The sequence below is a fragment of the Arthrobacter sp. SO3 genome (genome assembly GCF_020532825.1).
Classification (GTDB): Bacteria; Actinomycetota; Actinomycetes; order Actinomycetales; family Micrococcaceae; genus Arthrobacter.
Window position 1 is genome coordinate 23,122 of sequence record NZ_MQTS01000163.1, and the last position, 24,373, is coordinate 47,494.

Annotated in this window: 16 protein-coding genes and 2 tRNA genes; 13 read left to right on the forward strand and 5 right to left on the reverse strand. The window is 69.2% G+C overall.

The window, feature by feature from the left end; translation table 11 throughout:
* Positions 1-60 precede the first annotated feature (60 nt).
* A complete protein-coding gene (locus tag BJQ90_RS15180; protein ID WP_226761069.1) occupies positions 61-2,043 on the reverse strand; it encodes an FAD/NAD(P)-binding protein in 1,983 nt (660 codons plus the stop codon).
* Positions 2,044-2,160: 117 nt separating this feature from the next.
* Between BJQ90_RS15180 and BJQ90_RS15185 the strand changes: the two genes are divergently transcribed.
* From BJQ90_RS15185 to BJQ90_RS15200, 4 genes are all read left to right on the forward strand, one after another.
* Positions 2,161-4,449 (forward strand): prolyl oligopeptidase family serine peptidase, encoded by a 2,289-nt coding sequence (locus BJQ90_RS15185; protein WP_226761070.1) that lies wholly within the window; start codon positions 2,161-2,163, stop codon positions 4,447-4,449.
* A 161-nt stretch (positions 4,450-4,610) separates the two neighbouring features.
* Positions 4,611-4,698 (forward strand) — tRNA-Ser (locus BJQ90_RS15190).
* Between the two features lie 125 nt (positions 4,699-4,823).
* Positions 4,824-6,455, forward strand: coding sequence for a phytoene desaturase family protein (locus BJQ90_RS15195; RefSeq protein WP_226761071.1), 1,632 nt, complete (start codon positions 4,824-4,826; stop codon positions 6,453-6,455).
* A 110-nt stretch (positions 6,456-6,565) separates the two neighbouring features.
* Positions 6,566-8,050 (forward strand): MFS transporter, encoded by a 1,485-nt coding sequence (locus BJQ90_RS15200; protein ID WP_226761072.1) that lies wholly within the window; start codon positions 6,566-6,568, stop codon positions 8,048-8,050.
* On the opposite strand, the gene BJQ90_RS15205 is transcribed toward BJQ90_RS15200, so the two are convergent.
* Positions 7,995-10,217 (reverse strand): RecQ family ATP-dependent DNA helicase, encoded by a 2,223-nt coding sequence (locus BJQ90_RS15205; protein ID WP_226761073.1) that lies wholly within the window; start codon positions 10,215-10,217, stop codon positions 7,995-7,997. The genes BJQ90_RS15200 and BJQ90_RS15205 overlap by 56 nt on opposite strands.
* A gap of 152 nt (positions 10,218-10,369) precedes the next feature.
* On the opposite strand from BJQ90_RS15205, the gene BJQ90_RS15210 reads away from it, so the two are divergent.
* From BJQ90_RS15210 to BJQ90_RS15225, 4 genes are all read left to right on the forward strand, one after another.
* Positions 10,370-11,788 carry a phosphomannomutase/phosphoglucomutase gene (locus BJQ90_RS15210; protein WP_226761074.1) on the forward strand — a complete coding sequence of 473 codons (1,419 nt, stop codon included), beginning with the start codon at positions 10,370-10,372 and terminating at the stop codon, positions 11,786-11,788.
* A gap of 13 nt (positions 11,789-11,801) precedes the next feature.
* Positions 11,802-12,311, forward strand: a complete 510-nt coding sequence (locus tag BJQ90_RS15215; RefSeq protein ID WP_226761090.1) for a hypothetical protein — start codon at positions 11,802-11,804, stop codon at positions 12,309-12,311.
* 20 nt (positions 12,312-12,331) lie between these two features.
* A complete protein-coding gene (locus BJQ90_RS15220) occupies positions 12,332-12,781 on the forward strand; it encodes an RrF2 family transcriptional regulator (protein WP_226761075.1) in 450 nt (149 codons plus the stop codon).
* A gap of 150 nt (positions 12,782-12,931) precedes the next feature.
* Positions 12,932-14,092 carry a globin domain-containing protein gene (locus BJQ90_RS15225; RefSeq protein WP_226761076.1) on the forward strand — a complete coding sequence of 387 codons (1,161 nt, stop codon included), beginning with the start codon at positions 12,932-12,934 and terminating at the stop codon, positions 14,090-14,092.
* A gap of 260 nt (positions 14,093-14,352) precedes the next feature.
* Here the strand turns inward: BJQ90_RS15225 and BJQ90_RS15230 are convergent, their stop codons facing one another.
* The gene (locus BJQ90_RS15230; RefSeq protein WP_226761077.1) at positions 14,353-16,185 is read right to left on the reverse strand and encodes a phosphoenolpyruvate carboxykinase (GTP); all 1,833 of its coding nucleotides are present in this window, start codon (positions 16,183-16,185) and stop codon (positions 14,353-14,355) included.
* Between the two features lie 275 nt (positions 16,186-16,460).
* Here BJQ90_RS15230 and BJQ90_RS15235 point away from each other — a divergent pair.
* Positions 16,461-16,534: transfer RNA gene (locus BJQ90_RS15235), tRNA-Arg, on the forward strand.
* Positions 16,535-16,679: 145 nt separating this feature from the next.
* Here the strand turns inward: BJQ90_RS15235 and BJQ90_RS15240 are convergent.
* Positions 16,680-17,441 (reverse strand): FadR/GntR family transcriptional regulator, encoded by a 762-nt coding sequence (locus BJQ90_RS15240; RefSeq protein ID WP_226761078.1) that lies wholly within the window; start codon positions 17,439-17,441, stop codon positions 16,680-16,682.
* Between the two features lie 107 nt (positions 17,442-17,548).
* Here BJQ90_RS15240 and BJQ90_RS15245 point away from each other — a divergent pair, with 107 nt between their 5' ends.
* The 4 genes from BJQ90_RS15245 to BJQ90_RS15260 all read left to right on the forward strand — a co-directional run bounded on the left by BJQ90_RS15245 (position 17,549) and on the right by BJQ90_RS15260 (position 22,575).
* On the forward strand, positions 17,549-19,006 hold the full coding sequence (locus BJQ90_RS15245) for a dihydrolipoyl dehydrogenase family protein (protein ID WP_226761079.1): 1,458 nt from the start codon (positions 17,549-17,551) through the stop codon (positions 19,004-19,006).
* Positions 19,007-19,166: 160 nt separating this feature from the next.
* Positions 19,167-19,871, forward strand: coding sequence for an ABC transporter ATP-binding protein (locus BJQ90_RS15250; RefSeq protein WP_226761080.1), 705 nt, complete (start codon positions 19,167-19,169; stop codon positions 19,869-19,871).
* Positions 19,871-21,919, forward strand: a complete 2,049-nt coding sequence (locus tag BJQ90_RS15255) for a YhgE/Pip family protein (protein WP_226761081.1) — start codon at positions 19,871-19,873, stop codon at positions 21,917-21,919. Before BJQ90_RS15250 ends, BJQ90_RS15255 begins: the two co-directional genes overlap by 1 nt.
* Positions 21,916-22,575, forward strand: coding sequence for a TetR/AcrR family transcriptional regulator (locus tag BJQ90_RS15260; protein WP_413463696.1), 660 nt, complete (start codon positions 21,916-21,918; stop codon positions 22,573-22,575). Before BJQ90_RS15255 ends, BJQ90_RS15260 begins: the two co-directional genes overlap by 4 nt.
* Positions 22,576-23,202: 627 nt before the next feature.
* On the opposite strand, the gene BJQ90_RS15265 is transcribed toward BJQ90_RS15260, so the two are convergent.
* Positions 23,203-24,297, reverse strand: a complete 1,095-nt coding sequence (locus BJQ90_RS15265; protein WP_226761082.1) for an EamA family transporter — start codon at positions 24,295-24,297, stop codon at positions 23,203-23,205.
* Between the last annotated feature and the right edge of the window lie 76 nt (positions 24,298-24,373).

Here is a 24,373-nt window from a genome sequence, read left to right on the forward strand (position 1 = left end):
TTTTTCGTGGAAACGGCCGGAGGGCATGCTCATTGTTGGGGGCGCGCCGGCTCGGCCCGGCTACTGCCCGAGGATGGCCCGGGCGATCTCGTCGGCGTCCCAAAGTGTGCGCTGGCCGCTGCGGTACACGGGTCCGCTCTTCGGCCGGGCCTCGGCCGCGATGGCGGTGCCCCACTGCACGGCGGACAACTGCAGCCCCAGTACATACAGGCCTTCGGTCACCGAGCCGTTCGCGCCCAGCGGCCGGTAGGGGTGCGGTGCCACGTCCAGCCCGGACGTCGGCACCGGAGCCCCCTCGACCGTCATCATGATCCGGGGGCGGACCAGGCCTTCGGCCAGCAGCTGCTCCAGCAGGGGCGAGTCGTTGACCGCCACCTTGTTGGCCGGTGCCAGCGCCTCCACCATGGCCACGGCAGTCACGACGTCGCCGCCGTCGTCGTCGGGGCCGTTCCCCACCCAGGGCGACACCGCCATGAACGTCCCTGCTTTGCGGTCCACCCCGAACTTCGGGTCCGGCCCGACGAACCGCACGACGCCGGCACTGACCAGGGCGGCGAGCTGTTCGGCGCGCACCGCGGGAGGCCCGCTGGCGAGGCCTTCCACAAACGATTCGAACCAGCCGCGGAGCCCGGCGACCCACGACTCATCGGTGATGCCGCCGTCCGCGACCGCCGTCTTCAGCACCGCGCGGCCGTGGTGCAGGGCGCCGATGGTCATCTTCACCGGGTCGTTCTCCCCCAGCGCGGAGCGCCGGGCGTCGTCGAGCAGATAGTCGACGACGGCGGCGTCGAGTTCCGCCCGGGAGTCGAACGACCGCCCGGCCAGCGGAGCCGCAAGCCCCAGCAGGTTCAGCCGGTGGGCGGCCCGGACGTGCACGTCCAGGACGGAGTCCACCAGCTCTTCCCATTTCGCGGTGGAGTGCGCGTGCGGGCGCAGGGCTTGCTCCAGCGCCTTCAGGAACTCCTTGGGCTCCGTCAGGATCGCGGCCGGCTGCGAGCGCGCAAGCGTGGAGTAGTAGGCCCAGAGCGCGTCCCGGTGCAGGAGGGGCCAGAGATCGTGGTCAAAGGCGGGCCGGATACCAGCTTCCGCAAATTTCGCCACGGCGCTTTCGGTGCAGTACCTCAGCGTCACCGCTTCGGGGTAATAGCCGGCGAGGCTCGCCTTGGCCCGGTACGGGGTGCCGCGCCGGGAAGCGGCGATGATGAGGGGTTCACGGCCGGAGGGAAGGTAGCTGAGCCGGCCGTCCTGGCCGGACAGGAACCGTCCGCCGCGGCCTTCGGTCAGCTGGCCCATGGCATCAAAGAAGTTCAGTCCCATGCCGCGCACCAGCACCGGCTTGACGGCCGGCACCAGCGACCAGTCGACGTCGGCCGGAGCAGCCGGAGGCAGGTACAGCAGCCCGAATTCCTCCGCCGCCGCCTGGAGCCCGCGCTGTTCAGGGTTGAGCCGTGATTCGAGGTGGCCGAGGGCCAGCACCACGGAATCGACGGTGAGGACCGCGCCGTCGGCCAGTCCGACGTCGAACCTCACCCGGCCGTCGTCACACCCGGCCCCGGGGGCGGCGGCGTGGCGGACCGCCGTCGCCGTCGTGGCGTGGAAAGACACCGTGGCGCCGGCGGGAAGCCGGGAGAGCAGCTCTTCCAGGGTGGAGCGGAGGTAGCGCCCGTACAGCGCCCGGCTGGGGAAGTCGGCGGAGCCCAGCCCGGAAAGTTCGGCCCGCTCCTCGGCGGTAAGGGAGGAATGGGGCCGGGCCCGCTGCAGTTCACGCCAGCGGTCGAACGTGTGGCCGGCCAGCGGCGGGGCAAGGTCCGGGTCCTCGGGGATGACCGTGGGGTAGAACGACTGCGTGTTCATCAGGTAGAGCCGGGACTGTCCGGGCTGCCAGACGTGCCCCGGCCCGGCCGGATAGGGATCAATGACATCAACGTGCAGGGTGGCGTCCGGGCCCGCCGGCGCCCAGTTGGCCAGCAGCCGTTCCAGCACGCTCGTGCCCCGGGGACCGGCGCCGATCACTGCCGTCCGGATGCTCTGCGATATGCCCACGGCATCCAGCGTATCCGCTACCGTCCCGCTGCCCGGACCGGACCGGCGCACCCGCCGCCCGTTCAGCACGGCCGGTGTGACTTGCTACCGGCACGCTGATGTTGCTTGGATGGAAAAATGACCACCTCCCCAGCTGCTCCCCCTCCGGCGCCCGGCCCTCCCGCCGCGGACACCGCGCCCGCCGCCGCGGGAACGGCACCCGAACCCGTCGACGAGAACATCTGGCTTGAGGAGATCTACGGCGAGGAACCGCTCGCCTGGGTCCGCGAACAGAACGCCCGCACCGAGGAATTGCTCGAGGGCCCGGAGTACACCGCGCTGGAGGACAGCATTCTTGAGGTGCTGGACTCCACCGACAGGATCGCGATGGTGGGCAAGCACGGCGAGTGGTACTACAACTTCTGGAAGGACCGGGAGAACCCCAAGGGCCTGTGGCGCCGGACCAGCTGGGACAGCTACCGCGGCGGATCACCCGAGTGGGACCTCCTGCTGGATGTGGACGCACTGGCCGCCGCTGAAGGCGAGGAGTGGGTCTTCCACGGCGCCAATTTCCTGCGCCCCGCCGAGGGCGAACCCTACCGTCGGGCCCTGCTGGCGCTCTCCCCCGACGGCGGCGACGCGAACCGTTACCGCGAGTTCGACGTTGAATCCCGCAGCTTCGTGGACCCCGCGGCCGGCGGCTTTGACCTGCCGACAGCGAAAGGCAACGCCTCCTGGCTCGACGCCGACACCCTGCTGGTCTCCTCCACGGCCGGGGGCCTGCCCAGCACTACCTCCTCCTACGCCCGGACCGGCGTCAAGTTGCGCCGCGGCGGGTCCCTGACCACGGCGGAGCGGCTGTTCGACATCCCGGAAGACCACATGATGGCGCTCGTGGCGCACGACTCCACCCCGGGCTTCGAGCGGACCTTTGCCGTGGACTGGCTCAGCTTCTTCGAGCGGACAACTGCGGTGCTGCGCGACGGGCAGTGGGTGCAGATCGATGTCCCGACGGATGTGAACCTCAGCGCGCACCGCGGCTGGCTGCTGTTCCGGCCGCAGAAGGACTGGACCGTCGCCGGAACGAACTACCCGGCCGGGTCCCTGCTCGCCGCCGGCTTCGAGGACTTCCTGGCCGGCTGCCGGGAGCTGTCCGTGCTGTTCGCCCCGGATGAGCACACCTCCCTGCAGTCCTGGAGCTGGACCCGGGACTTCCTGCTGCTGAACCTGCTGCGCGACGTCTCCTCGGAGATCCGGGTCCTCGATCCGTTGCAGCCCGGAACGGACACTGCCTGGGCCTCCACCGTGCTGGACGCCTGCCCGCCGCTGCACGACGTCACGGCCTACGCCGTGGACGACGAGGACACCGTTGAGGACTCGGACGACGACGGGACCGACGGCGCCGCACCGGTGTCCGAGGGCGAGGCCCCCGGTGCAGGGAACGACTTCTGGCTCGTGGCCACCGGTTTCACCACGCCCAGCACCCTCACCCGCGGCACCCTGAAGCGTGCCGCCCGGGGCGGCGTGGACAGCACCCACGAGGTGGTCCGGTCCTCGCCGTCGTTCTTCAATGAAGCGGCCTATGCGGTCCAGCAGCACTTTGCCGTGTCCAAGGACGGCACCCGGGTGCCGTATTTCCAGGTGGCCTCGAAGGATCTCGTGCTGGACGGCCAGAACCCCACCCAGCTCTCCGGCTACGGCGGCTTCGAGATCTCGCGGACCCCGGCCTACAGCGGCGCGATCGGGCGGGCGTGGCTGGAACGCCGCACCGGCGAATCAGCCGGGCAGCAGGGGGATGCCCCACACACCCGCGGCGGGGTCTACGTTGTGGCCAACATCCGCGGCGGCGGCGAATACGGCCCCGCGTGGCACCGTGCGGCCCTGCAGGAGAAGCGGCACCGGGCCTACGAGGATTTCGCGGCCGTGGCGGCGGACCTGATCTCCCGCGGCGTGACGTCCCGCGAGCGGCTCGGCTGCGTGGGCGGCTCCAACGGCGGCCTGCTGGTGGGGAACATGCTCACCCGCTACCCGGAGCTCTTCGGCGCCGTGTCCTGCGGGGTCCCGCTGCTGGACATGCGCCGCTACACCAAGCTCTCCGCCGGCCACTCCTGGATCGCCGAATACGGCGACCCCGACGTGCCCGAACAGTGGGAGTTCATCAGGACGTTCTCGCCGTACCACCTGCTCCGGGACGGCGTGGACTACCCGGAGACGTTCATCTGGACGGCGACGTCCGATGACCGCGTCGGGCCAGTGCAGGCCCGCAAGATGGCCGCCCGCATGCAGGCGATGGGCATCCCCAACGTCTGGTTCCACGAGGCGTTGGAAGGCGGCCACGCCGGGGCCTCCGACAACCGCCAGGCTGCGGCCCTGCAGAGCCGCAGCCAGCACTTCCTGTGGCGCGCCCTGGCCGGCCGGGGCGCCTGACCCCCCGCTCCCTGCCCGGGTCTCCCCACCCGCGCAGGGCAACGCGGGGTCACTTCGGGCCCATGCGCGGGCCCAACACGGGCGCGAAATGACCCCGCGATGCTCGTTTTGCACTGCATGGCCCCTTCTGCGTATCCTTGGTTGGCTAGTTCATAGCAATTGGAGACGTGCCAGAGCGGCCGAATGGGCTTCACTGCTAATGAAGTGTGGGGCACAACTCCACCGGGGGTTCAAATCCCCCCGTCTCCGCGTTTGGCCCCGGTCCCCGGACCGGGGCCTTTTGCGTACCCGGGCACCGCGGGACCGCCTCCGCGCCACGTCCGGGTGCCGGACACCGGGCGCCTTCCCGGCGGCCCGGGTGGGAGGATAGGCCCATGTCGAGCACCAACGCGTTTGACGCGATCATCGTTGGCGGCGGCCACAACGGCCTGGCCGCGGCCGCGTACCTGTCCAAAGCCGGCCGGCAGGTCCTCCTGCTGGAGAAGCTTGAGCATCCCGGCGGCGCCGCCGTGTCCGCCCGGGCGTTCGACGGCGTCGACGCTCGCCTCTCGCGGTATTCCTACCTCGTGAGCCTCCTCCCGCAGCAAGTCATTGACGACCTGGACCTGGACATCCGGCTGGCGCGGCGCCGGTATTCGTCGTACACGCCCGACCCGCGCAACGCCGGCAAGGCCCTGCTGATCGACAACGGGGACACCGCGGCCACCGCAGCATCCTTTGCCGCGGTCGGGGCGCCCGACGGCGAATTCGAGGCCTTCACCGGTTTCTACGCGGGCTGCCGCCAACTCACCGGAGTCCTCTGGCCCACCATGACCTCGCCGCTGCCGACCCGCTCCGAGGCGCGGAATCTCGCGGCCCGGGCCGGGGCGGAGGAGTCGTGGGACGCCATGATCGAGCGCCCCATCGGGGACACCATCGCCCAGGAACTCCAGCACGACGTGATCCGCGGAGTGGTGCTCACGGACGCCCTGATCGGGACCTTCGCCCGGGCCGGCGACCAGGATCTGCAGCAGAACATCTGCTTCCTGTACCACCTGGTCGGCGGCGGAACCGGGGACTGGGACGTGCCCGTCGGCGGCATGGGCGCGGTCTCCGGGGAACTGGAACGGGCCGCCCGCGAAGCCGGGACGACGATTCTGACGTCCGCGGAAGTCACTGCCATCCGCCCGGGAGGCGTTGTGAGCTACCGCCACGACGGCGCAGAGCACACGGCCACCGCTTCATGGGTCCTCGCCAACGTGGCCCCGGTGGTGCTGGACCGGCTGCGGAGCTCCGACGCCGCCAGCGCAGCCACGCCCGCCACGCGGAACCCGAACCATCTCCGGGAGGGCGCCCAGGTCAAGGTGAACCTGCTGCTGAAGCGCCTGCCCCGGCTGCTCGATCAGGGCGTCAGCCCGGAAGCGGCGTTCGGCGGGACGTTCCACATCAACGAGACCTGGTCGCAGCTCGACGCCGCCTACCTCGCCGCCGCGGACGGTTCCATCCCCGACCCGCTGCCCTGCGAGATCTACTGCCATTCCCTCACCGATCCCAGCATCCTGTCCGCGGAACTGCAGGCCGCGGGGGCGCAGACCCTCACCGTGTTCGGCCTGCACGTTCCGGACCGGCTGATCACGGCGGAGAACAACGAGCAGCGCCGGACGGAACTGCAGGCGGCCGTCCTGAAATCGCTGAACTCGGTCCTGGCCGAACCCATCGAGGAGCTGCTGCTGACCGGCCGCGACGGACGGCCCTGCATCGAAACCAAGACGACCCTGGACATTGAGCGGGCGGTCGGCATGCCGCGCGGCAACATCTTCCACGGCGGCCTCGACTGGCCCTTCGTCGAGGACGATGCGCCCCTCGACACCCCGGCGCAGCGCTGGGGCGTCGCAACGGACGACGCGCGGATCCTGCTCTGCGGCTCCGGCGCCCGGCGCGGGGGTGCCGTCAGCGCCATCGGCGGGCACAACGCGGCCATGGCAGTGCTGGAGTCCGGACGGCTTGAATCCGGCCATGCCACCTAGCGCCGCGCCACCCAGCGCCCCGCCTCCCAGGGCCGTTCCTTCTGGGGCGGCCGTGCCCCTTGGGCGGCCATGCCGCCGGGGGCTGCGCCCGGCGCCGGGAAGGTCCGCGCTTGAGTGAGCCCTCGCCCCCATCGCCGGCTGCCAGCACAACCGCGGACGATTGGAGCCCGCGGCTGGCTTTGCTCGTCGCTGCCACGTTCTTTATGGAGTTCCTGGACAGCACCGTCCTGACCACCGCGATCCCCAGCATCGCTGCGGACTTCTCCGTCCCGTCAGCGGACGTCAACATCACCATGACGGCCTACCTCATGACGGTGGCAATGGGGATCCCGCTCAGCGGCTGGCTGGCCGAACGCCTCGGCGCGCGGCGGGTGTTCTGCCTGGCCATTGCAACGTTCACGGTGGCGTCGCTGCTGTGCGCGCTCAGCCAGGACTTGGCCATGCTGACCCTGAGCCGGGTGCTGCAGGGTGCGGGCGGCGCCATGATGGTACCCGTCGGGACCCTCGTGGTGCTTCGCGGAACAGCGAAGAAGGACCTGCTCCGCGCCACGGCCTACCTGGTGTGGCCCGGCCTGCTGGCCCCCGTCCTGGCGCCGCTGGTCGGAGGCGCGCTCACGACGTTTCTGTCCTGGCACTGGATCTTCCTGATCAATCTCCCGCTGGGACTTGCGGCGTTCCTCGCGGCGCTGCGGCTGGTCCCGAGCACCGCGGGTGACCGCTCCCGGCGCCTGGACTGGCTGGGGCTCGCCCTCACCACCCTGGGTGTGGGGTCCGCCGTGGTGGGCCTGGAGCTGGCGGGCGGCCGCGGGTCCGACGCCCTGGCCGCCCTCAGCATCACCGCCGGGCTGCTGTTCCTCGTCACGGCGGTCTGGTGGATGCGGCGGGCCCGCTCCCCCCTGTTCGACCTGGGCGTCTTCTCCGCCCGGACGTTCCGCGCCACAGCGACCGGCGGCTTCATCTACCGCCTGACCATCAGTGCTGTGCCCTTCCTGCTGCCGCTGATGTTCCAGAACGGCTTCGGCTGGGATCCGCTGCACGCCGGGGTCCTCGTCGCGGCGGTGTTCATCGGCAACATCGGCGTCAAACCAGCCACGACCCCGCTGATCCGCCGCTTCGGCTTCAAGCCGGTGCTGGTCTTCGCGTCGCTGGCCTCGGCGGCCACTTTTGCGCTGTGCGCCCTGCTCGACGCCGGCACCCCGGAGCCGCTGATCTTCGCACTGCTCGTGGCCAGCGGAGCCTTCCGGTCCATCGGTTTCTCCGCCTACGCCTCGGTGCAGTACGCCGACGTCGTTCCCGTCCAGCTGCCGTCCGCCAACGCCGTTTCCGCGACGCTTGTGCAACTCGCGACGGCGGCCGGGATCGCCATCGGGGCCCTGCTGATCCGGGTCTACGGGGCCGGCGGCCCGCTGCTGGGCGGGGCGGGTGCAGCCGGAGGGGATCCGGCCGCGCCGTACCGCGCGGCGTTCCTGGCGATTGCGGTGGTTATGCTGCTGAGCACCCTGGACAGCCTGACGCTGCCCCGCCACGCGGGAGCCGAGGTCAGCCGGCCTGGCCAAGCACCAGCGGCAGCACCGCCCCGGCTCCCGCGAGCCTGAGGGCGCGGCCTGCGACAGTCACGGTCCAGCGGCTGTCGACCAGATCGTCAATCAGCATCACGCTCTGGCCCTGGATCCCGGCCAGGGCTGCTTCCAGTTCCGGACCCACCACCAGGCGTTCCCAGACCCCGGCAAGACGGTACGCGCTGTTGCCGCCGCGCCCGCCGGTCGGTCCGCCGTGCTCGAGCTGGAGCTGGCCCAGGTACGGGATCCGGCCGATTTCCGAGATGCCCCGGGCCAGCGAGTCCACCAGGGCCGGCTTGCCGCGGGACGGGACGCTGATGATGGCGGCCGGCCGGCCGGCCCCGCTCCAGCCGGGGGTGCGGGCGTCACCGGCGCCCCACTCGCGCAGCACCTGGACACACGCCTGCAGCATGCCCGGGTCCACCGTGCGGTCCGGGGCTCCCGCGGCGAAGGCTTCGCGCAGGGCACCGCCCCAGCCCAGGTCCGTGAGCCGCGCCAGCGCCCGGCCCGCAGCGACGTTTTCGTCGGGCTTGATCTTGCCCTTCACGGGTACTCCCAGCCGGTCCATGCCGCTGGGCCACTGCAGCCGGGGTTCCAGCGGGACACCGGCGCGGCTCAGCGTCTGTCCTGCGGCTTCGGTGGCCGAGGCGGCAATGTCCGCCGGGAACCACTGCCCGGCGCAGTTGTCACAGCGGCCGCAGGCGTGGGCGGTCTCGTCGTCGAGGACCGAGGTGATGTACTCCATCCGGCAACCCGCGGTGTCCTGATAGATCACCATGGAGTCCTGTTCGTCCACCCGGGCCTCCGCGATCCGGCCGTAGCGCTCGGCGTCGTAGTTCCAGGGCTGGCCGGTGGCCCGCCAGCCTCCGCCGACGCGCTCGACGGCGCCGTCGACGGCGAGCACCTTCAGCAGCAGCTCCAGCGGCGTCCTGCGCAGGTCCACCCGCGCTTCCAGCGCCACCGTGGACACGGCGGTCCCCGCCTCGGCGAGGGCGGTCAACACCGCGCCGGCCTTTTGCTCCGAGGGCATCGATGCGGTGGCGAAGTACTGCCAGATGTCGCGGTCCTCGGAACCGGGCAGCAGCAGCACGTCGGCGTTGGCGGCGCCACGGCCGGCACGGCCGACCTGCTGGTAATAAGCCACCGGGGAGGACGGCGCCCCCAGGTGCACCACGAAACCGAGGTCCGGTTTGTCGAAGCCCATGCCCAGCGCCGAGGTAGCGACAAGGGCCTTGACCTGGTTGTCTTTGAGGAGCTGCTCGGCGCGTTCCCGGTCCGCGGGGTCGGTGCGTCCGGTGTAGGCCAGCACCTCGTGCCCGGCCTCGGCCAGGAGCCGGGCGGTGTCTTCGGCCGCGGAGACCGTCAGGGTGTAAATGATGCCGCTGCCGGGGAGGTCTTTCAGGTGCGTGAGCAGCCAGCCGAGCCGGTCGCGGGAGTCCGGCAGGCTCAGCACCCCCAGCCGGAGCGATTCGCGGCCCAGGGCCCCGCGGATGGTGAGCACGCCGGCGCCCAGCTGCTCCTCGATGTCGTGGACCACCCGGGAGTTGGCGGTGGCAGTGGTGGCCAGGACCGGAACGGTATCCGGCAGCTGGGTGATCAGGTCCGCGATGCGCCGGTAGTCGGGACGGAAATCGTGGCCCCAGTCCGAGATGCAGTGCGCCTCATCGATGACCAGGAGCCCGGTGCGGCGGATCAGCTCGGGGAGCTGGTTTTCCCGGAACGAGGGGTTCGTGAGGCGCTCTGGGGAGACCAGCAGGACATCGACCTCATCCGCCGCGAGCTGTTCGCGGACGGTGTCCCAGTCCAGCTGGTTGGCGGAGTTGATGGCCACGGCCCGGACCCCGGCCCGGGCCGCCGCGGCCACCTGGTCACGCATGAGGGCCAGCAGCGGGGACACGATCAGGGTGGGCCCGGCGCCGCGGCGCCGGAGCAGCAGGGACGAGACGAAGTACACGGCCGACTTGCCCCAGCCGGTGCGCTGCACGACGAGGGCCCGCCGGCCGCCGTCGACGAGGGCCTCAATGGCTTCAAACTGGCCGTCATGGAACTGCGCTGCCGGGTGCCCGACCAGCTCGCGCAGCACTTCCTGGGCCTGTTCCCGCGTCCCGGGAACCCCGGCCGAACCGGCCGAACCGGCGGAACCGGCGCCTCCGGCGGGATCGGCGGAAACGGAGAGGACGGCAGCGTTCTGGGTATTGGCCATTGCTTCAGTATCCCAGCCCGCTCCGGGAGCCACGAAGCCAGGGGCTCCGCTATGTGGACAATCACAGCGGATCCGCCGGGAGCCCGGCGTCGTGATGACACCGCCGGTGTCCCTCCACAGCCCCGTTCGGCCGTCAACGTAAGATAAGACGCGTGACTATGGACCAGACAAAGACTTTTGACCTCTCGGCCTCCTTCAAGGCCTACGACGTGCGCGGCATTGTCGGCGAATCGATCACCGCTGAGATCGTCGAGGCTGTGGGTGCGGCATTCGTCGACGTCCTGCAACTGGAGGGCAAGACGGTGCTGGTCGGCGGCGACATGCGCCCCTCCTCCCCCGAGTTCAGCAAGGCCTTCGCCGGCGGCGCCGCCCGCCGCGGGGCCAACGTCCAGCTGCTTGACCTGATCTCCACCGACGAGCTGTACTACGCCTGCGGTGCGCTCAATGCAGCCGGTGCCACCTTCACCGCCAGCCACAACCCCGCCGAGTACAACGGCATCAAGATGGCCAAGGCCGGCGCCGAGCCGATCTCCTCCGAATCCGGGCTCAAGGAAATCCAGGCCCGCGCCGAGGAGTACCTCAACTCCGGCTCCATCCCCGCCGCCCCCGTCCGCGGCCTGATCGGCGTCCACGATGTCCTGAAGGGCTACTCCGAGTACCTCCGCAGCCTCGTGGACCTCCGCGGCTCCCGCCCGCTCAAGGTGGTAGTGGACGCCGGCAACGGCATGGCCGGGCTCACGACGCCGGCGGTGCTCGGCGACGCCCTGCTGCCCAAGCTCCCCCTGGAGATCATTCCGCTGTACTTCGAGCTCGACGGGTCCTTCCCGAACCACCCCGCCAACCCGCTGGAGCCGGAGAACCTGTGTGACCTGCAGGCCGCCGTCGTCGAGCACGGGGCGGACATAGGGCTGGCGTTCGACGGCGACGCAGACCGCTGCTTCGTCATCGACGAAAAGGGCGAACCCGTCTCGCCGTCGGCGATCACCGGAATGGTGGCCCGCCGCGAGATTGCCCGCGCGCAGGGGCTCGGCGAGGCCAATCCGACCGTCATCCACAACCTGCTGACCTCACGCGCCGTCCCCGAACTGGTGGAACGCCACGGCGGCCGGGCAGTCCGCACCCGCGTCGGCCACTCCTTCATCAAGGCTGTGATGGCCGCAGAGGGCGCCATCTTCGGCGGCGAACACTCCGCCCACTTCTACTTCCGTGACTTCTGGAACGCAGACACCGGCATGCTGGCCGCCATGCACGTACTGGCCGCCCTGGGCGAGCAGGACGGCCCGCTGTCGGACCTCGGCCGCGAATACGAGCCGTACATGTCCTCCGGCGAGATCAACTCAGAAATCGAAGACAAGGCCGGCGCCGTGGAACGCGTCCGGCACGATTTCCGCGACGAGGACGTCGAAGTGGATTACCTCGACGGCAGCACGTTCATCGCCACGGACGGCAGCTACTGGTTCAACCTGCGCCCCTCCAACACCGAGCCGTTCCTCCGCCTGAACGTCGAGGCCACGGACAAAGACACCATGGAGCGTGTCCGCGACCGCGTCCTGGCACTGGTCCGGGGCTAGGCCCGTGACGGAACTGCCGGCGGAAACGGCCACGGGGAAGGTAACCGGGCCCGCAGCCGAGCCCGCTGAGGGGGCCTGGCGGGACAGCGTTCCGGAGGCCAGCGCCACCGACCTGGAAAACCTGCTGGGAACCGGCGTCGGCGCGGCCCAGGAGCAGCTTGAGCGCAACGGCGGGTTCCTGCCGTTCGCCCTCGTGGTCGAGAACGACGGCGAGGTGCGGCTGGTTGCCGTCACTCCCGCCGACGCGGCCGAGGGGACGGACGCGGACTTTGACGCAGACTCGATGATCAGCGACCTCACGGAACTCCTGCGGCAGCACCGGGACGAGTTCCGCGCCGCCGCCATCGTGTGTGACATCACCCTGCTGGAAGAAGCCTCGGACGCCATCCACGTCGCCGCAGAACACCGGGACGGATCGCTGTTCGCCGCGGTGCTGCCCTACGCCGCGAATCCCGCGACGCGCGAACTGGAATTTGGCGAGCTCTCCGCCGATACCAACGAGCCCGGCGTCTGGGTGGACTAGACCGCCGGTAAACTGGTGTTATGAAGATCAACGCCTTCGCGGATGTCAGCCTGCGCGCCATGATGGTACTCGCGGCTGCTCCCGACGGCGGGCTCCTCACCACCCAGAGCATCGCCGACGCCGTCGCGACGCCCTACAACCACGTCAGCAAGGCGATGGCAAAGCTGCGTGAGCTGGGAATGATCGACGTCGAACGCGGCCGGCACGGCGGCTCCCGGCTCAGCAGCGCCGGCCGGGCTGCCACCGTGGGACAGCTCCTGCGCCAGCTGGACAACCGCATGGACCCGGCCGACTGTATCGCCGCGGACGGGCCCTGTCCGCTGATCAACGAGTGCCGCCTCCGCGGGGCCCTCGCCCGCGCCCGCGAGGCCTTTTACGGCGAACTGGACGACATCGTCGTCGCCTCCCTGCCGACCTCCCGGCAGATGGCGCCGGTGTTCCAGGCGATCGGCCTGCGCCCCGGTCTCTGAGCCGGCCCCCACCCGCCACGCCCGGGAACCCGTCGATTTGTGAATGTTTTCTACGCCCTGTAGAACTGAGGTACAAATACTTGCATTTCAAATACAGGTATTTTCCATCGGTCCGGCTGAAGACCCCGGGCCACTATCTCAGGAGACAACATGCTCTCGGACAAGTCCTTCCCCGTCATCGAGGCCACCCTCCCCCTGGTCGGTTCCCGGATCGGTGAAATCACCCCCAAGTTTTATGCCCGCCTCTTCGCAGCGCACCCGGAGCTGCTCGACGGCCTCTTCAGCCGCTCCAACCAGCGCAACGGCAACCAGCAGCAGGCCCTGGCCGGAAGCATCGCCGCTTTCGCCACCCACCTGGTGAACAACCCCGGCACCCTGCCGGAGACCGTGCTCGCCCGCATCGCCCACCGCCACACTTCCCTCGGCATCACCGAACCGCAGTACCAGGTGGTCTACGAGCACCTCTTCGCCGCCATCGCCGAGGACCTGGCCGAGGTCATCACCCCGGAAATCGCCGAAGCCTGGACCGAGGTCTACTGGCTCATGGCGGACGCCCTGATCAAGCTCGAAAAGGGCCTCTACGCCGCACAGGCAAACAGCGTGATGTGGAGCCCGTGGCGGGTTGCCGCCAAGACCGCCGCCGGCACCGGTTCCATGACCTTCACCCTGGAACCGGCCGATGACACCCCCATCACCCCCGCCCTCGCGGGCCAGTACGTCAGCGTCAAGGTCACCGTCCCGGACGGACTGCGCCAGGTCCGCCAGTACTCGCTCTCCGGTGACGCCGGAACGAGCCGCACGTTCACCACCAAGATGGACGACGGCGGCGAAGTCTCCCCCGTTCTGCACAACAACGTCCAGGTGGGCGACATCCTCGAGATCTCCAACCCCTACGGTGAGATCACCCTCAAGGAAGGCGACGGCCCCGTTATCCTGGCCTCCGCCGGCATCGGCTGCACACCGACCGCATCGATCCTGCGCTCCCTCGCGGACTCCGGCTCGGACCGCCAGGTCCTCGTCCTGCACGCGGAAAGCGATCTGGACAGCTGGGCGCTGCGCAGCCAGATGACGGGCGACGTCGAACGCCTCGACGGCGCCGACCTCCAGCTCTGGCTCGAGCAGCCGGTCGCCGGAACCAAGGAGGGCTTCATGTCACTGCGCGAAGTCGACCTCCCGGCCAACGCCTCGCTCTACCTCTGTGGTCCGCTGCCGTTCATGAAGAGCATCCGCAACGAGGCCATCAACGCCGGCATCCCGGCCACCAAGATCCACTACGAGGTCTTCGGCCCGGACATCTGGCTCGCCAGCTAGATCCCCACCGCTTCAAGCACGACGGCGGCCCCGCACCTTTAGCAACGAAGGTGCGGGGCCGTCTTTATCGTTAAAGACGGGTTGCGCTGCGCGGGCGCCGGTCCTCCAAGCCCGTCCGGCGGGCAGATCAGGGCGAATGCGGGCCCGTCATCCGCCCCGATCTGCCCGCGCGGAGCTCCCCCAGATTCGCGGCAACGACGACGGCGGCCCCGCACCTTGGGAAAAGTGCGGGGCCGCCGTCGTTTTTAAGGCTGAGGACGCTAGTGGTCCGCCATGCGTTCCTTCAGGCCTTCGAGCTCGGAGCGCAGGGCCGTCGGGAGCGAATCGCCGAACTTGGCGTACCACTCCTCGATCGAGGCGAGCTCGGTGTCCCACTCCTCTCGGTCCACGCGGACGGCGTCTTCCACGTGGGCGTGCGTCAGGTCCAGGCCGGTGAGGTCCAGCGAATGCCCGGCCGGCACGAAGCCGATGGGCGTCTCGACGGCGTCCGCCTTGCCTTCGATACGCTCGATGGCCCACTTGAGGACGCGTGCGTTGTCGCCGAAACCGGGCCAGGCGAAGTCGCCGTCGGCCGTGCGCCGGAACCAGTTGACCAGGAAGATGTGGGGCAGGCGTTCCGGATTGGCCTTTCCGGAGACGCTGATCCAGTGGTTCAGGTAGTCGCCGGCGTCATAGCCAATGAACGGCAGCATGGCCATCGGGTCGCGGCGCAGCACGCCGACCTGGCCGGCAGCAGCAGCAGTCGTCTCGGAGGAGAGGGTGGAGCCCATGAAAATGCCGTTGGTCCAGTTGCGGGCCTGCGTGACCAGGGGGACCGTGGTCTTCCGGCGGCCGCCGAAGAGGATCGCGGAGAGCTCCACGCCGTCGGGGCTGTAGTACTCCTCGGCCAGCATGTCGACCTGCGAGATCGGGGTGCAGAAGCGGGAGTTCGGGTGGGCGGCGGGCTTGTCCGAATCTGGCGTCCAGGAATTGCCCTGCCAGTCGGTCAGGTGCGCCGGAACCTCGTCGGTCATGCCCTCCCACCAGACGCCGCCGTCGTCCGTGAGGGCAACATTGGTGAAGATGCTGTGGCCCTTGGCAATGGCGCGCATGGCGTTGGGGTTGGTGCCCCAGCCGGTACCGGGGGCCACGCCGAACAGGCCGGCCTCCGGGTTGGTGGCGCGCAGTTCGCCTTCCTTGCCGATCCGCATCCAGGTGATGTCGTCACCGAGGGTTTCGACTTCCCAGCCCTCGATGGCCGGATCCAGCAGCGCGAGGTTGGTCTTGCCGCAGGCCGACGGGAAGGCGGCGGAGATGTAGTAGTTCTTCTTCTCCGGGGAGGTCAGCTTGAGGATGAGCATGTGCTCCGCGAGCCAGCCTTCGTCCCGGGCCATCACCGAGGCGATGCGCAGGGCGTAGCACTTCTTGCCCAGCAGGGCGTTGCCCCCGTAGCCGGAGCCGAAGGACCAGATGGAGCGCTCTTCGGGGAAGTGCACGATCCACTTGTCCGGGTTGCAGGGCCAGAGGACGTCGGCCTGGCCGGGGGCCAGCGGCGCGCCCAGGGAATGCAGAGCCGGAACGAAGAACGCGTTCGTGGCGGTGATCTTGTCCAGGACCTCGGTGCCGATGGTGGCCATGATGCGCATGGAGGCGACAACGTAGGCGCTGTCCGTGATCTCCACGCCAAACTTGGGATCCTCGGCGTCAAGGTGGCCCATGACAAACGGAATGACGTACATGGTGCGGCCGCGCATGCAGCCGCTGAAGAGGCCGCGCAGTTTCTCCTTCATCTCCGCCGGAGCCATCCAGTTGTTGGTGAAGCCTGCATCGCGTTCGTTCTCGGAGCAGATGAAGGTCTGCTCTTCGACGCGGGCCACATCGGCGGGGTCAGAGAATGCCGCGAAGGACTTGGGGAACAGCTTCTCGTTCAGGCGGGTCAGCGTGCCCGCGGCGACGAGCTCGTCCGTGAGCCGGGTGTTCTCTTCCTCGGAGCCGTCAACCCAGTGGATCCGGTCCGGCTGGGTCAGTCCAGCTACCTCTTCGACCCATGCCAGCAGGCCGGCATGTGTGGTGGGTGCTTTTTCAAGCAACGGCAGTCGCGCCAGATCTCCCATTACGGTTCCCTTCCTCGGGTTCAGTCGTGTGTCCTAAATGTAGGGCTAGATCACCCCCCAAAATTGAGGCAAGATGTGGGATGTCCGGGGGCGCAGAAATGAAAAACCCCGGAAATTCAAGGAATCGATGGTGCGACAGGACCTCATTTTGTGAGCAAGGTCACGTAGACCGGTCTAGTCGCCTAGATTACACCTGTTTCGATTTGTAACTATGGCCCCACCTCGCGTAAAGTAATTCGAGGTTCGGGGAGCGAGAAGTTCCAGGAACTGAAGATGCGCCCATAGCTCAGCTGGATAGAGCGTCTGTCTACGGAACAGAAGGTCAGGGGTTCGAATCCCTTTGGGCGCACAGAGAAAAGATCCGCACCGGTCCGCCGGTGTGGATCTTTTGTTTAACACCCTTCCTTTGTTTAGTCTCAGCGCCCGCCCTCTGTTTAGCGCCCGACGGCGGCGCCCGGCTTCCCGCTGCTGACGCCGGGACGGGAAACGCGCGGCTACGGCGAGATGGCCTGGCTGATCCGGAGACGGATGCCGTCGAAGTGGGCGTTGAGCCGCTGGGCCGCGAGAACCCTGTCGCCGGTCGAGACGGCATCGTAAATCCCCCGGTGCATGGCCGCTGCCGCCAGGAGGTCGATCCCTTCCGCTCCGCCCAGCTCGATGTAGAGCCTCCGGTAAACCTGCCAGAAAACGTCCAGCAAACTGAGAAGCAGCTCGTTGTTGACCGGTTCGAACAGCCGGCGGTGGAACTGGGCGTCCGCCTCGACGAAGGTTTCCCCCGCACCGGCCAGGGCCTCCATCCGGAGGACGGACTCCTCGACCGCCATCAGGTGCTCCGGGGTCATCAGGTCCATGGCCCCCGCAATCAGCCCGGCCTCCAGCGACTGGCGGACATCCACGAGCTGCAGGGCCTCCTGCCCGTGGTGCCGCAGCGACAACCGTCCCCGGAATGTGAGTCCATCGGTGAGGGCATCGAAATTGCTCGGCGCGACGAACATGCCGAAGCCGTGACGGATTTCAATCACGCCCAGGGCCTGGAGCACTTTCAGGGATTCCCGCAGGGTGTTACGGCCCACGCCCAGCACGGCGGAAAGCTCATGCTCGGTCGGCAGTGGATCCCCGGCTTCCAGCTCCCGCTCGAGGATCAGGTCCATAATGTCCGCCTGGAGCGCCCTCAGCCTTGCCTGCGCACTGAACCTTGCGTGTGGCAAAGCGCCGCCCGCACCCACACCGCCCGCACCCACGCTGCCTGCCGTCATCGCACTGCCCTCCCCCAAGTATGTTCCCCACAGTAGCTGTGGTCCCACGTCCTGCAAAGGGTTGCCCGCGCGGCTCACCGGGGCGGCTCCGGGCGTAGGATCTTGGCATGACGGCACAGCTTGAACGGGAATTCGATGTCATCGTGATCGGCGCCGGCGCCGTGGGCGAGAATGTGGCGGACCGCGCGGTGCGCGGCGGACTGACCGCAGTACTGATCGAGGCGGAACTGGTGGGCGGCGAGTGCTCCTACTGGGCCTGCATGCCCTCCAAAGCGCTGCTGCGCCCGGGCACCGCCCTCCACGGCGCCCAGGCCGTGCCAGGGGCCGCAGAAGCCGTCACCCGGACCCTTGACGCAGCGGCGGTACTCAAACGCCGCGACTACTTCACGTCCAACTGGCAGGACGACGGCCAGGCGAAGTGGGTCGCGGACACCGGGATAGAGCTGATCCGCGGCCACGGCTGGATCACGGACATGCGGAAGGTGGAAGTCGCGGGACTGGACGGCAACAGCTACGCACTCTCGGCGCGGCACGCCGTCGTGGTGGCCACCGGTTCCTCGCCAACGGCGCCCCCCATCGACGGACTGGCCGACGTGGACTACTGGACCACGAGGGAGGCGACCTCCGCGAGGGAGATCCCGGACCGGCTGGCCGTCCTGGGCGGCGGGGTCGCCGGCACCGAACTCGCCCAGGCCTTCGCGCGACTGGGAGCCTCGGTAACGCTGGTGGCACGCCGCGGCCTGCTGGGCGCGTTCCCGGAGGAGGCGGCGAAGCTGGTCGCCGCCGGGCTGCGTGCGGACGGCGTTGGTCTCCATCTCCACACCGGAACCAAGAGCGTCCGCGAGAACGACGACGGCTCCCTCAGTCTCGAGCTGGAGGGCGGCGCGTCGGTGACGGCCGACAAACTCCTGGTCACCACTGGCCGGCATCCCGCCCTCGAAGGGATTGGGCTCGAGTCCGTCGGCCTCGCCCCCAAGGAAGGGGAGGAACTGCGGCTCAGCACCGACTCCACCGGTCTGGTTGCGGGCGGCACCGGGAACGACGTCGACCCGTGGCTGTACGCCGCCGGCGATGCCGCCGGGAATGTCATGCTGACCCACCAGGGCAAGTACGAGGCGCGCGCCACGGGCGATGCCATTGCTGCCCGGGCCAGGGGCCGGCTCAGTGGCGCGGCCGCCCCCTGGAGCCGCTACGCCCGGACGGCCAACGACCACGCCGTTCCCAACGTCGTGTTCACCGATCCGGAGCTGGCCAATGTGGGCCGGACCGTGCGGCAGGCGGAACAGGGCGGCCTCAGGGCGTCCTCCGTGGAACTGCCCATCCAGGTGGCCGGATCCTCACTGCACTCCGAACGGTATGAGGGCTGGGCCCAGCTCGTGGTCGACGAGGACCGGCAGGTGCTGCTGGGCGCCACGTTCGCCGGTCCCGATGTGGCCGAGCTGCTGCACGCGGCCACTATCGCGATCGTCGGCGAAGTGCCGCTGGACCGGCTGTGGCACGCCGTGCCCTCCTACCCCACGATCAGCGAGGTCTGGCTCCGGCTGCTCGAGGAGTACGGCCTCTGACCCGCCGAGGTATCACTTGGCGCCCATGTTTTTCATGAACATGGGCGCCAAGTCTCACCTCGGCGGGATGGCCGGCCCGTCACTCCCCACCTATCCTATTTGAACTGACCGGTCAGTTCAGTTAGCCTTGTCGTAGACATTCATCTGCGAAAGGCCCCCCTTGCTCCGCGTGCAACAGCTCTCCGTGAACGGCAGACGGGACGAGTTGCTGCCGGCTACCTCCCTGCAGGTCCGGCGCGGCGAACTCCTGCTGGTTTGCGACAAACGACAGACCCAGCGCACCGCCCTGGCCCTGGCCCTGAGCGGGCGCCTCAAGCCCTCCGCCGGCCACTTCGAATGGGATGGCGCAGAGTGGGACGGAAGCGCCCGGATCACGCCCCTGCGACAGGCGAGCGCCGTGGTGGACTCCCCCGGGGTGAACGAGCCCGAGCAGCACCTCAGCGTCCGCGACCTCGTCACCGAGGACCTGGCCCTCATCCCACGCCGCTACCGGGGTTCGCTGCTCAGCAAGCCCTGGCTCAAGGTCAACCGCTTCGAGGACATCGCCGGGCTGTGGACCGAGCAACTTCCGGCCGCCCGGCGGCTCGAACTGCTCACGGCGCTTGCCCTGACCAACCCGCACACGGACCTGCTCGTGGTGGACTCCCCGGACCGCCACGGCGATCCGGAGGACTGGCTGCCGAGGCTTATGGAGCTGGCTTACGACGCCGGGCGTCCGCTCGCCGTCGTCGCCACCGTGATGAGCGTCCCGGCCGGCTGGACCGGACCCACCGCAGTGATCGGGAACGCGGCATCCCCAGCCCCCGGCGGCCCTCCTCCCGCACGACTTCACGCATCCAACACACTCGAAACTGAGGAAATATAGTGACTGTGCTGCGGCTGGCCCGCTCCGAACTCAAGCGCATGACCGGCGGTCTGCTGCCCAAGCTCACCATTCTGGCGCTGACCATGGTGCCCCTGCTCTATGGCGCCGTGTACCTCTACGCCAACTGGGATCCCTACGGCAAGCTGAACCAGATCGACGCGGCACTCGTCGTCGAGGACACCGGCGCCACCTCCGCCGACGGCACCCGGCTCGAGGCCGGCCAAAAAGTCGCGGAAAGCCTCACGGATGGCCATGTCTTCAACTGGCAGACGGTCTCCGGGACGGAGGAAGCGGACCAGGGCGTGAGCACGGGCAAATACGCCTTCGCCCTGAAGATCCCCAAGGATTTCTCGGCGAACCTCGTCTCCCCCGGCAGCTTCGACGCCGCCAACCAGGCCATGCTTAACGTCACCACCAATGACGCGAACAATTACCTACTGAGCACCATCGTGGACAAACTCACCACCGCCGTGCACACCACAGTGGCCACGGAGGTCGGCGAGGAAACCGCCAACCAGCTCCTCACCGGGTTCGGGACCATCCACTCCCAGATGCTTAAAGCTTCGGACGGCGCCGGCAAACTCGCCGACGGCGTCGCCAGCCTTCACGACGGGACGGTCACCCTCCATCAGGGCACGAGCGATCTCAAGAACGGCGCCGCCGAGCTCTATAGCGGCCAGCTCAAGCTCCGGGACGGCGCCAACTCCCTGAGCACAGGGGCAGCCCAGCTCAGCGGCGGACTGACGCAGCTTAAGGACAAAACCGCCACACTGCCTGCCGATACCCGGGCACTCGCGGACGGCGCAGCGCAGGTGGCGGCCGGGAACGCCGCGCTCAATTCCAAGGTGCAGGGCCTCGCCGGCCAGCTGGCTGGCTCCGAACAGGCAGCCGCCCAGGCACAGCGCAGCCGGGTCGTCGCCGCCAACAGCCGGCTCGTCGCTGCCGGTACCCTCACCCCGGCCCAGGCGGATGCTATCCTGGCCGACTTCGACGCCCACCCTGCGGCGCCGGCATCCACGGGCGCGGCCGCCTCTCTCACGACTGCGGCAGCGCAGATCCAGCAACTGGCGGACGGCTCCGCCGGCGTCAGCTCGGGTGCGGCCAGGCTGGCGGGAGCGACCCCTGCCCTCGCCGGCGCCATCAGCCAGGCGTCCACCGGAGCGGACCAGCTGGCCGGGGGCGCCGCCACCCTCGCCGCCGGACAGCAGGGTGCCCTCGACGGCGCCGCGAAACTCTCCGAGGGCGCGCAGAAACTCGACGACGGTGCAGCCCAGCTGGAAAGCGGTGCGGCAACGGCCTCCGACGGCGCCGGAACTCTCGCAGCTGAACTCGCCAAGGGCGCCGGCCAGGTCCCCAACCCCGACGACACCCAGAAGAACAGCCTCGCCAAGGTGATGGCGGACCCGGTGGCCGTCAGCAACATCTCGCAGGCCAAGGCGGGCTCCTACGGCGCAGGCCTGGCACCGTTCTTCCTCACCCTGGCCCTGTGGATCGGCGTCTTTATGCTGATCCAGGCGATGCGGCCCATCACCCAGCGGGCGCTGGCGTCGAACGCCCCTGCGTGGAAGATCGCCGTCGGCGGCTGGCTTCCGTTCCTGGCTGTCTCGGCCGTCCAGGCGAGCCTGCTTACCCTGGTGGTCGACGTGGGACTGGGGCTCAATCCCGCCCATCCCTGGCTGATGTGGTTCCTTATGCTGGCCGCCGCCATGGCGTTCAGTGCGATCATCCAGGGCGTCGTCGCGTTGCTGGGATCCCCCGGCAAGCTCGTGGTGCTGATCCTGCTGGTGCTGCAGCTCGTGTCTTCGGGGGGCACGTTCCCGTGGCAGACAACGCCCCAGCCCCTCCACGTGGTGCACCAGCTCCTGCCGATGGGGTACGTAGTCAACGGCATGCGGCACCTGATCTACGGCGCAGACCTTGCCGTCATCCTGCCTACGATGCTGGGGCTGCTTGGCTACACTGTGCTGGGAACGGCTATGTCCACCCTGGCCGTCCGGAAGCACAAGTACTGGACCCTGAAGACCCTGAAACCGGAGATCACCGTATGACCAGCCGCACGGACAGCATTATGGCGTCTTCCGGCGACGCGGAGACCCCGGCCGCGGCGGCGAAGAGGCTCCGGCCGGCCCGCACCAACGCGACCAAGCAGAAGCTGTTTGAGGCCTCGATGGAACTGATCGGCGAGCGCGGGGTGGCTGGGGTGACGGTCGATGAGATCGCGGCGGCCGCCGGGGTGTCCAAGGGCACGGTCTACTACAACTTCGGCAGCAAGTCGGACCTGATTGCCCAGCTGCTGCGCCACGGGGTGGACATCCTGCTGGCACGGCTGCTGAGCGTCCGGGACGACTCGGCCGACCCGCTCGCGGCGATGGACGAAATGATCGGCCAGGCCATGGATTTCATGGACGAGTACCCCTCCTTTGCCCGGCTCTGGGTCAGCGAGAACTGGCGGACCCCCAGCGAGTGGCAGGACACCTTCACGGAGCTCCGCGGCCTCCTGCTCGCCGTGGTCGGCGCGGCCATCGACGCGGTGGCTGCCGTCTACCCGGTGGATCAGGCCGTGTCGCGGGGCAGCCTGGAGACAGCCATCTTCGGGGCGTGCTTCGTGGTGGGCCTGGACCGGCAGACCTACAACCCGGAGCGGACCCGGGAGCAAAGTGTCATGGCGATTATGGCGACCATGCGCGGCTACGTCGTGAAGTAGCCTCCGCTCGGCGATGATTATTCACATGGGCCACATGGGTAACAGCGGCAGGATTGCCATCGGAGCGTTCCTTGCCGCGCTGGCGCTGTTGGCGCTGACCGCTATCACCCTGCACGAAACAGTATTCCTGTGGTTCCTGGCGGCCGCCGCGGCAGCCTACGTGGCGTGCGTCTCCGAGGTGGTCATCCGCCGGCGGCACCGCACACTGGCCGCCAGCGGGATCGGGAGCATCCTGTTCATCGCCTTCAGCATCGCGTTCCTGCGGCAGTGGGGCTTGGCTTTCAACGCTGATCCGGACGCGTTGTCGGCCCCGGTGGACGCCGAACATCCGGACCTGTATTTCTACCTCGCCGCAGCATCCGGCGCCGCCACCCTGCTGCTGCTGGTTGCCGGTACCGTCCTGCCGGGCCGGGGCAGGCGTCCACGCGCCGCCGGCCGCGCGCCGCAGCGACGTCCGGCGGCCTCACGGCGCCCGGCACCCCGGGCGGCGGCCACCCGCCGCGCGCCGTCACGGACCGCCGCTCCGCGCCCGGTACCGAGGACCGCGACAGGCAGGCCGGCAGCGGCTCAGCCGGCCAAATCCCAACTTACCGAGTCCCAGCCGGCCAAGTCCCAGTCGGCGCAGTCTCAGTCGGCGCGCGTTTCCGCGCCGCGGGCGGCTGCCTCCGGGCTCAAGCGGCCGGCGTCCTCCGGCGGGGGTCCGTCCGCTGCCAAATCCGCCGCGAAATCCCCGGCACGTCCCGCAGCTCGCACCTCCACCCGCCGCTGAGCCCCCGGCCGCGGGTGCCGGTGCTGAACACCCGGCTGCCGGGCAGCCCCCTGCGGGTCCCGCCGTCGCATGTCCCGGCGTCGAAGATTCCAGGGGCGCAGCACGGCCGTCGCCACCCCGGCAAGCAGCAGAAGTCCGCCAGCCACCTCGGCGGGGGTGGGCACCTCGCCGAGGACGAGCCACGCCGCAGACATCCCGACCACAGGTACCAGCAGGGTAAACGGCACCACGGCGGAGGACGGGTACAGCCCGAGCAGCCGGTTCCAGACCCCGTAGCCCACCAGGGAACCGAAAACGGCCGTATACAGGGCGCTCAGCAGGGTAACGGGCTGGACGTCCAGCAGTGCCTGCGCCACCGCCGGCGGACCGTCGACCAGCAGCGACAGTCCCAGCAGGGGCAGCGGCACCACTGCCCCGGACCACACCACGAGTCCCAGCCCGGACGCAGCCTTCGCCTTTCGGGCCACGATGTTGCCGGCGGCCCAGGACAGCGCCGCGGCGAGCACGATTATGAGCGGCAGCACCGGGGCGACCAGGCTGCGCCCGACCGCCACCACAGCGAGACCGGCCACGCCGAGCACCACGCCCGCGAACTGCCGCCGGCTCGGCCGCTCGCCGAGCAAGCCAGCCGCCAGGAGCACCGTCAGCAGCACCTGCGCCTGCAGCACCAGCGACGCCAGGCCCGCGGGCATGCCAAGGGCCATGGCCAGATACAGGAGGCCGAACTGCCCGGCGCTCATCAGGAGCCCGACGCCGATAATCGCCTTCCAGCCCACGTCCGGCTTCCGGATGAAGAAGATGCAGGGAACCACCACGAGGGTGAACCGCATCGCCACGAACAACAGGGGCGGCATCTCCGCCCCGTCCGGGTGCAGGCCAAGGTCGATCGCGACGAAGTTGACGCCCCAGAGCACAGCGACGAGCAGGGCCAGGGCGGAGTGGCGGGGGTTCACCCTGCCACTATGCCGGTTCCGGACGTCTCCGGCAGCCAGATACGTCCTGCGTGCCGGAGATTAGTGGAGTGCTAAT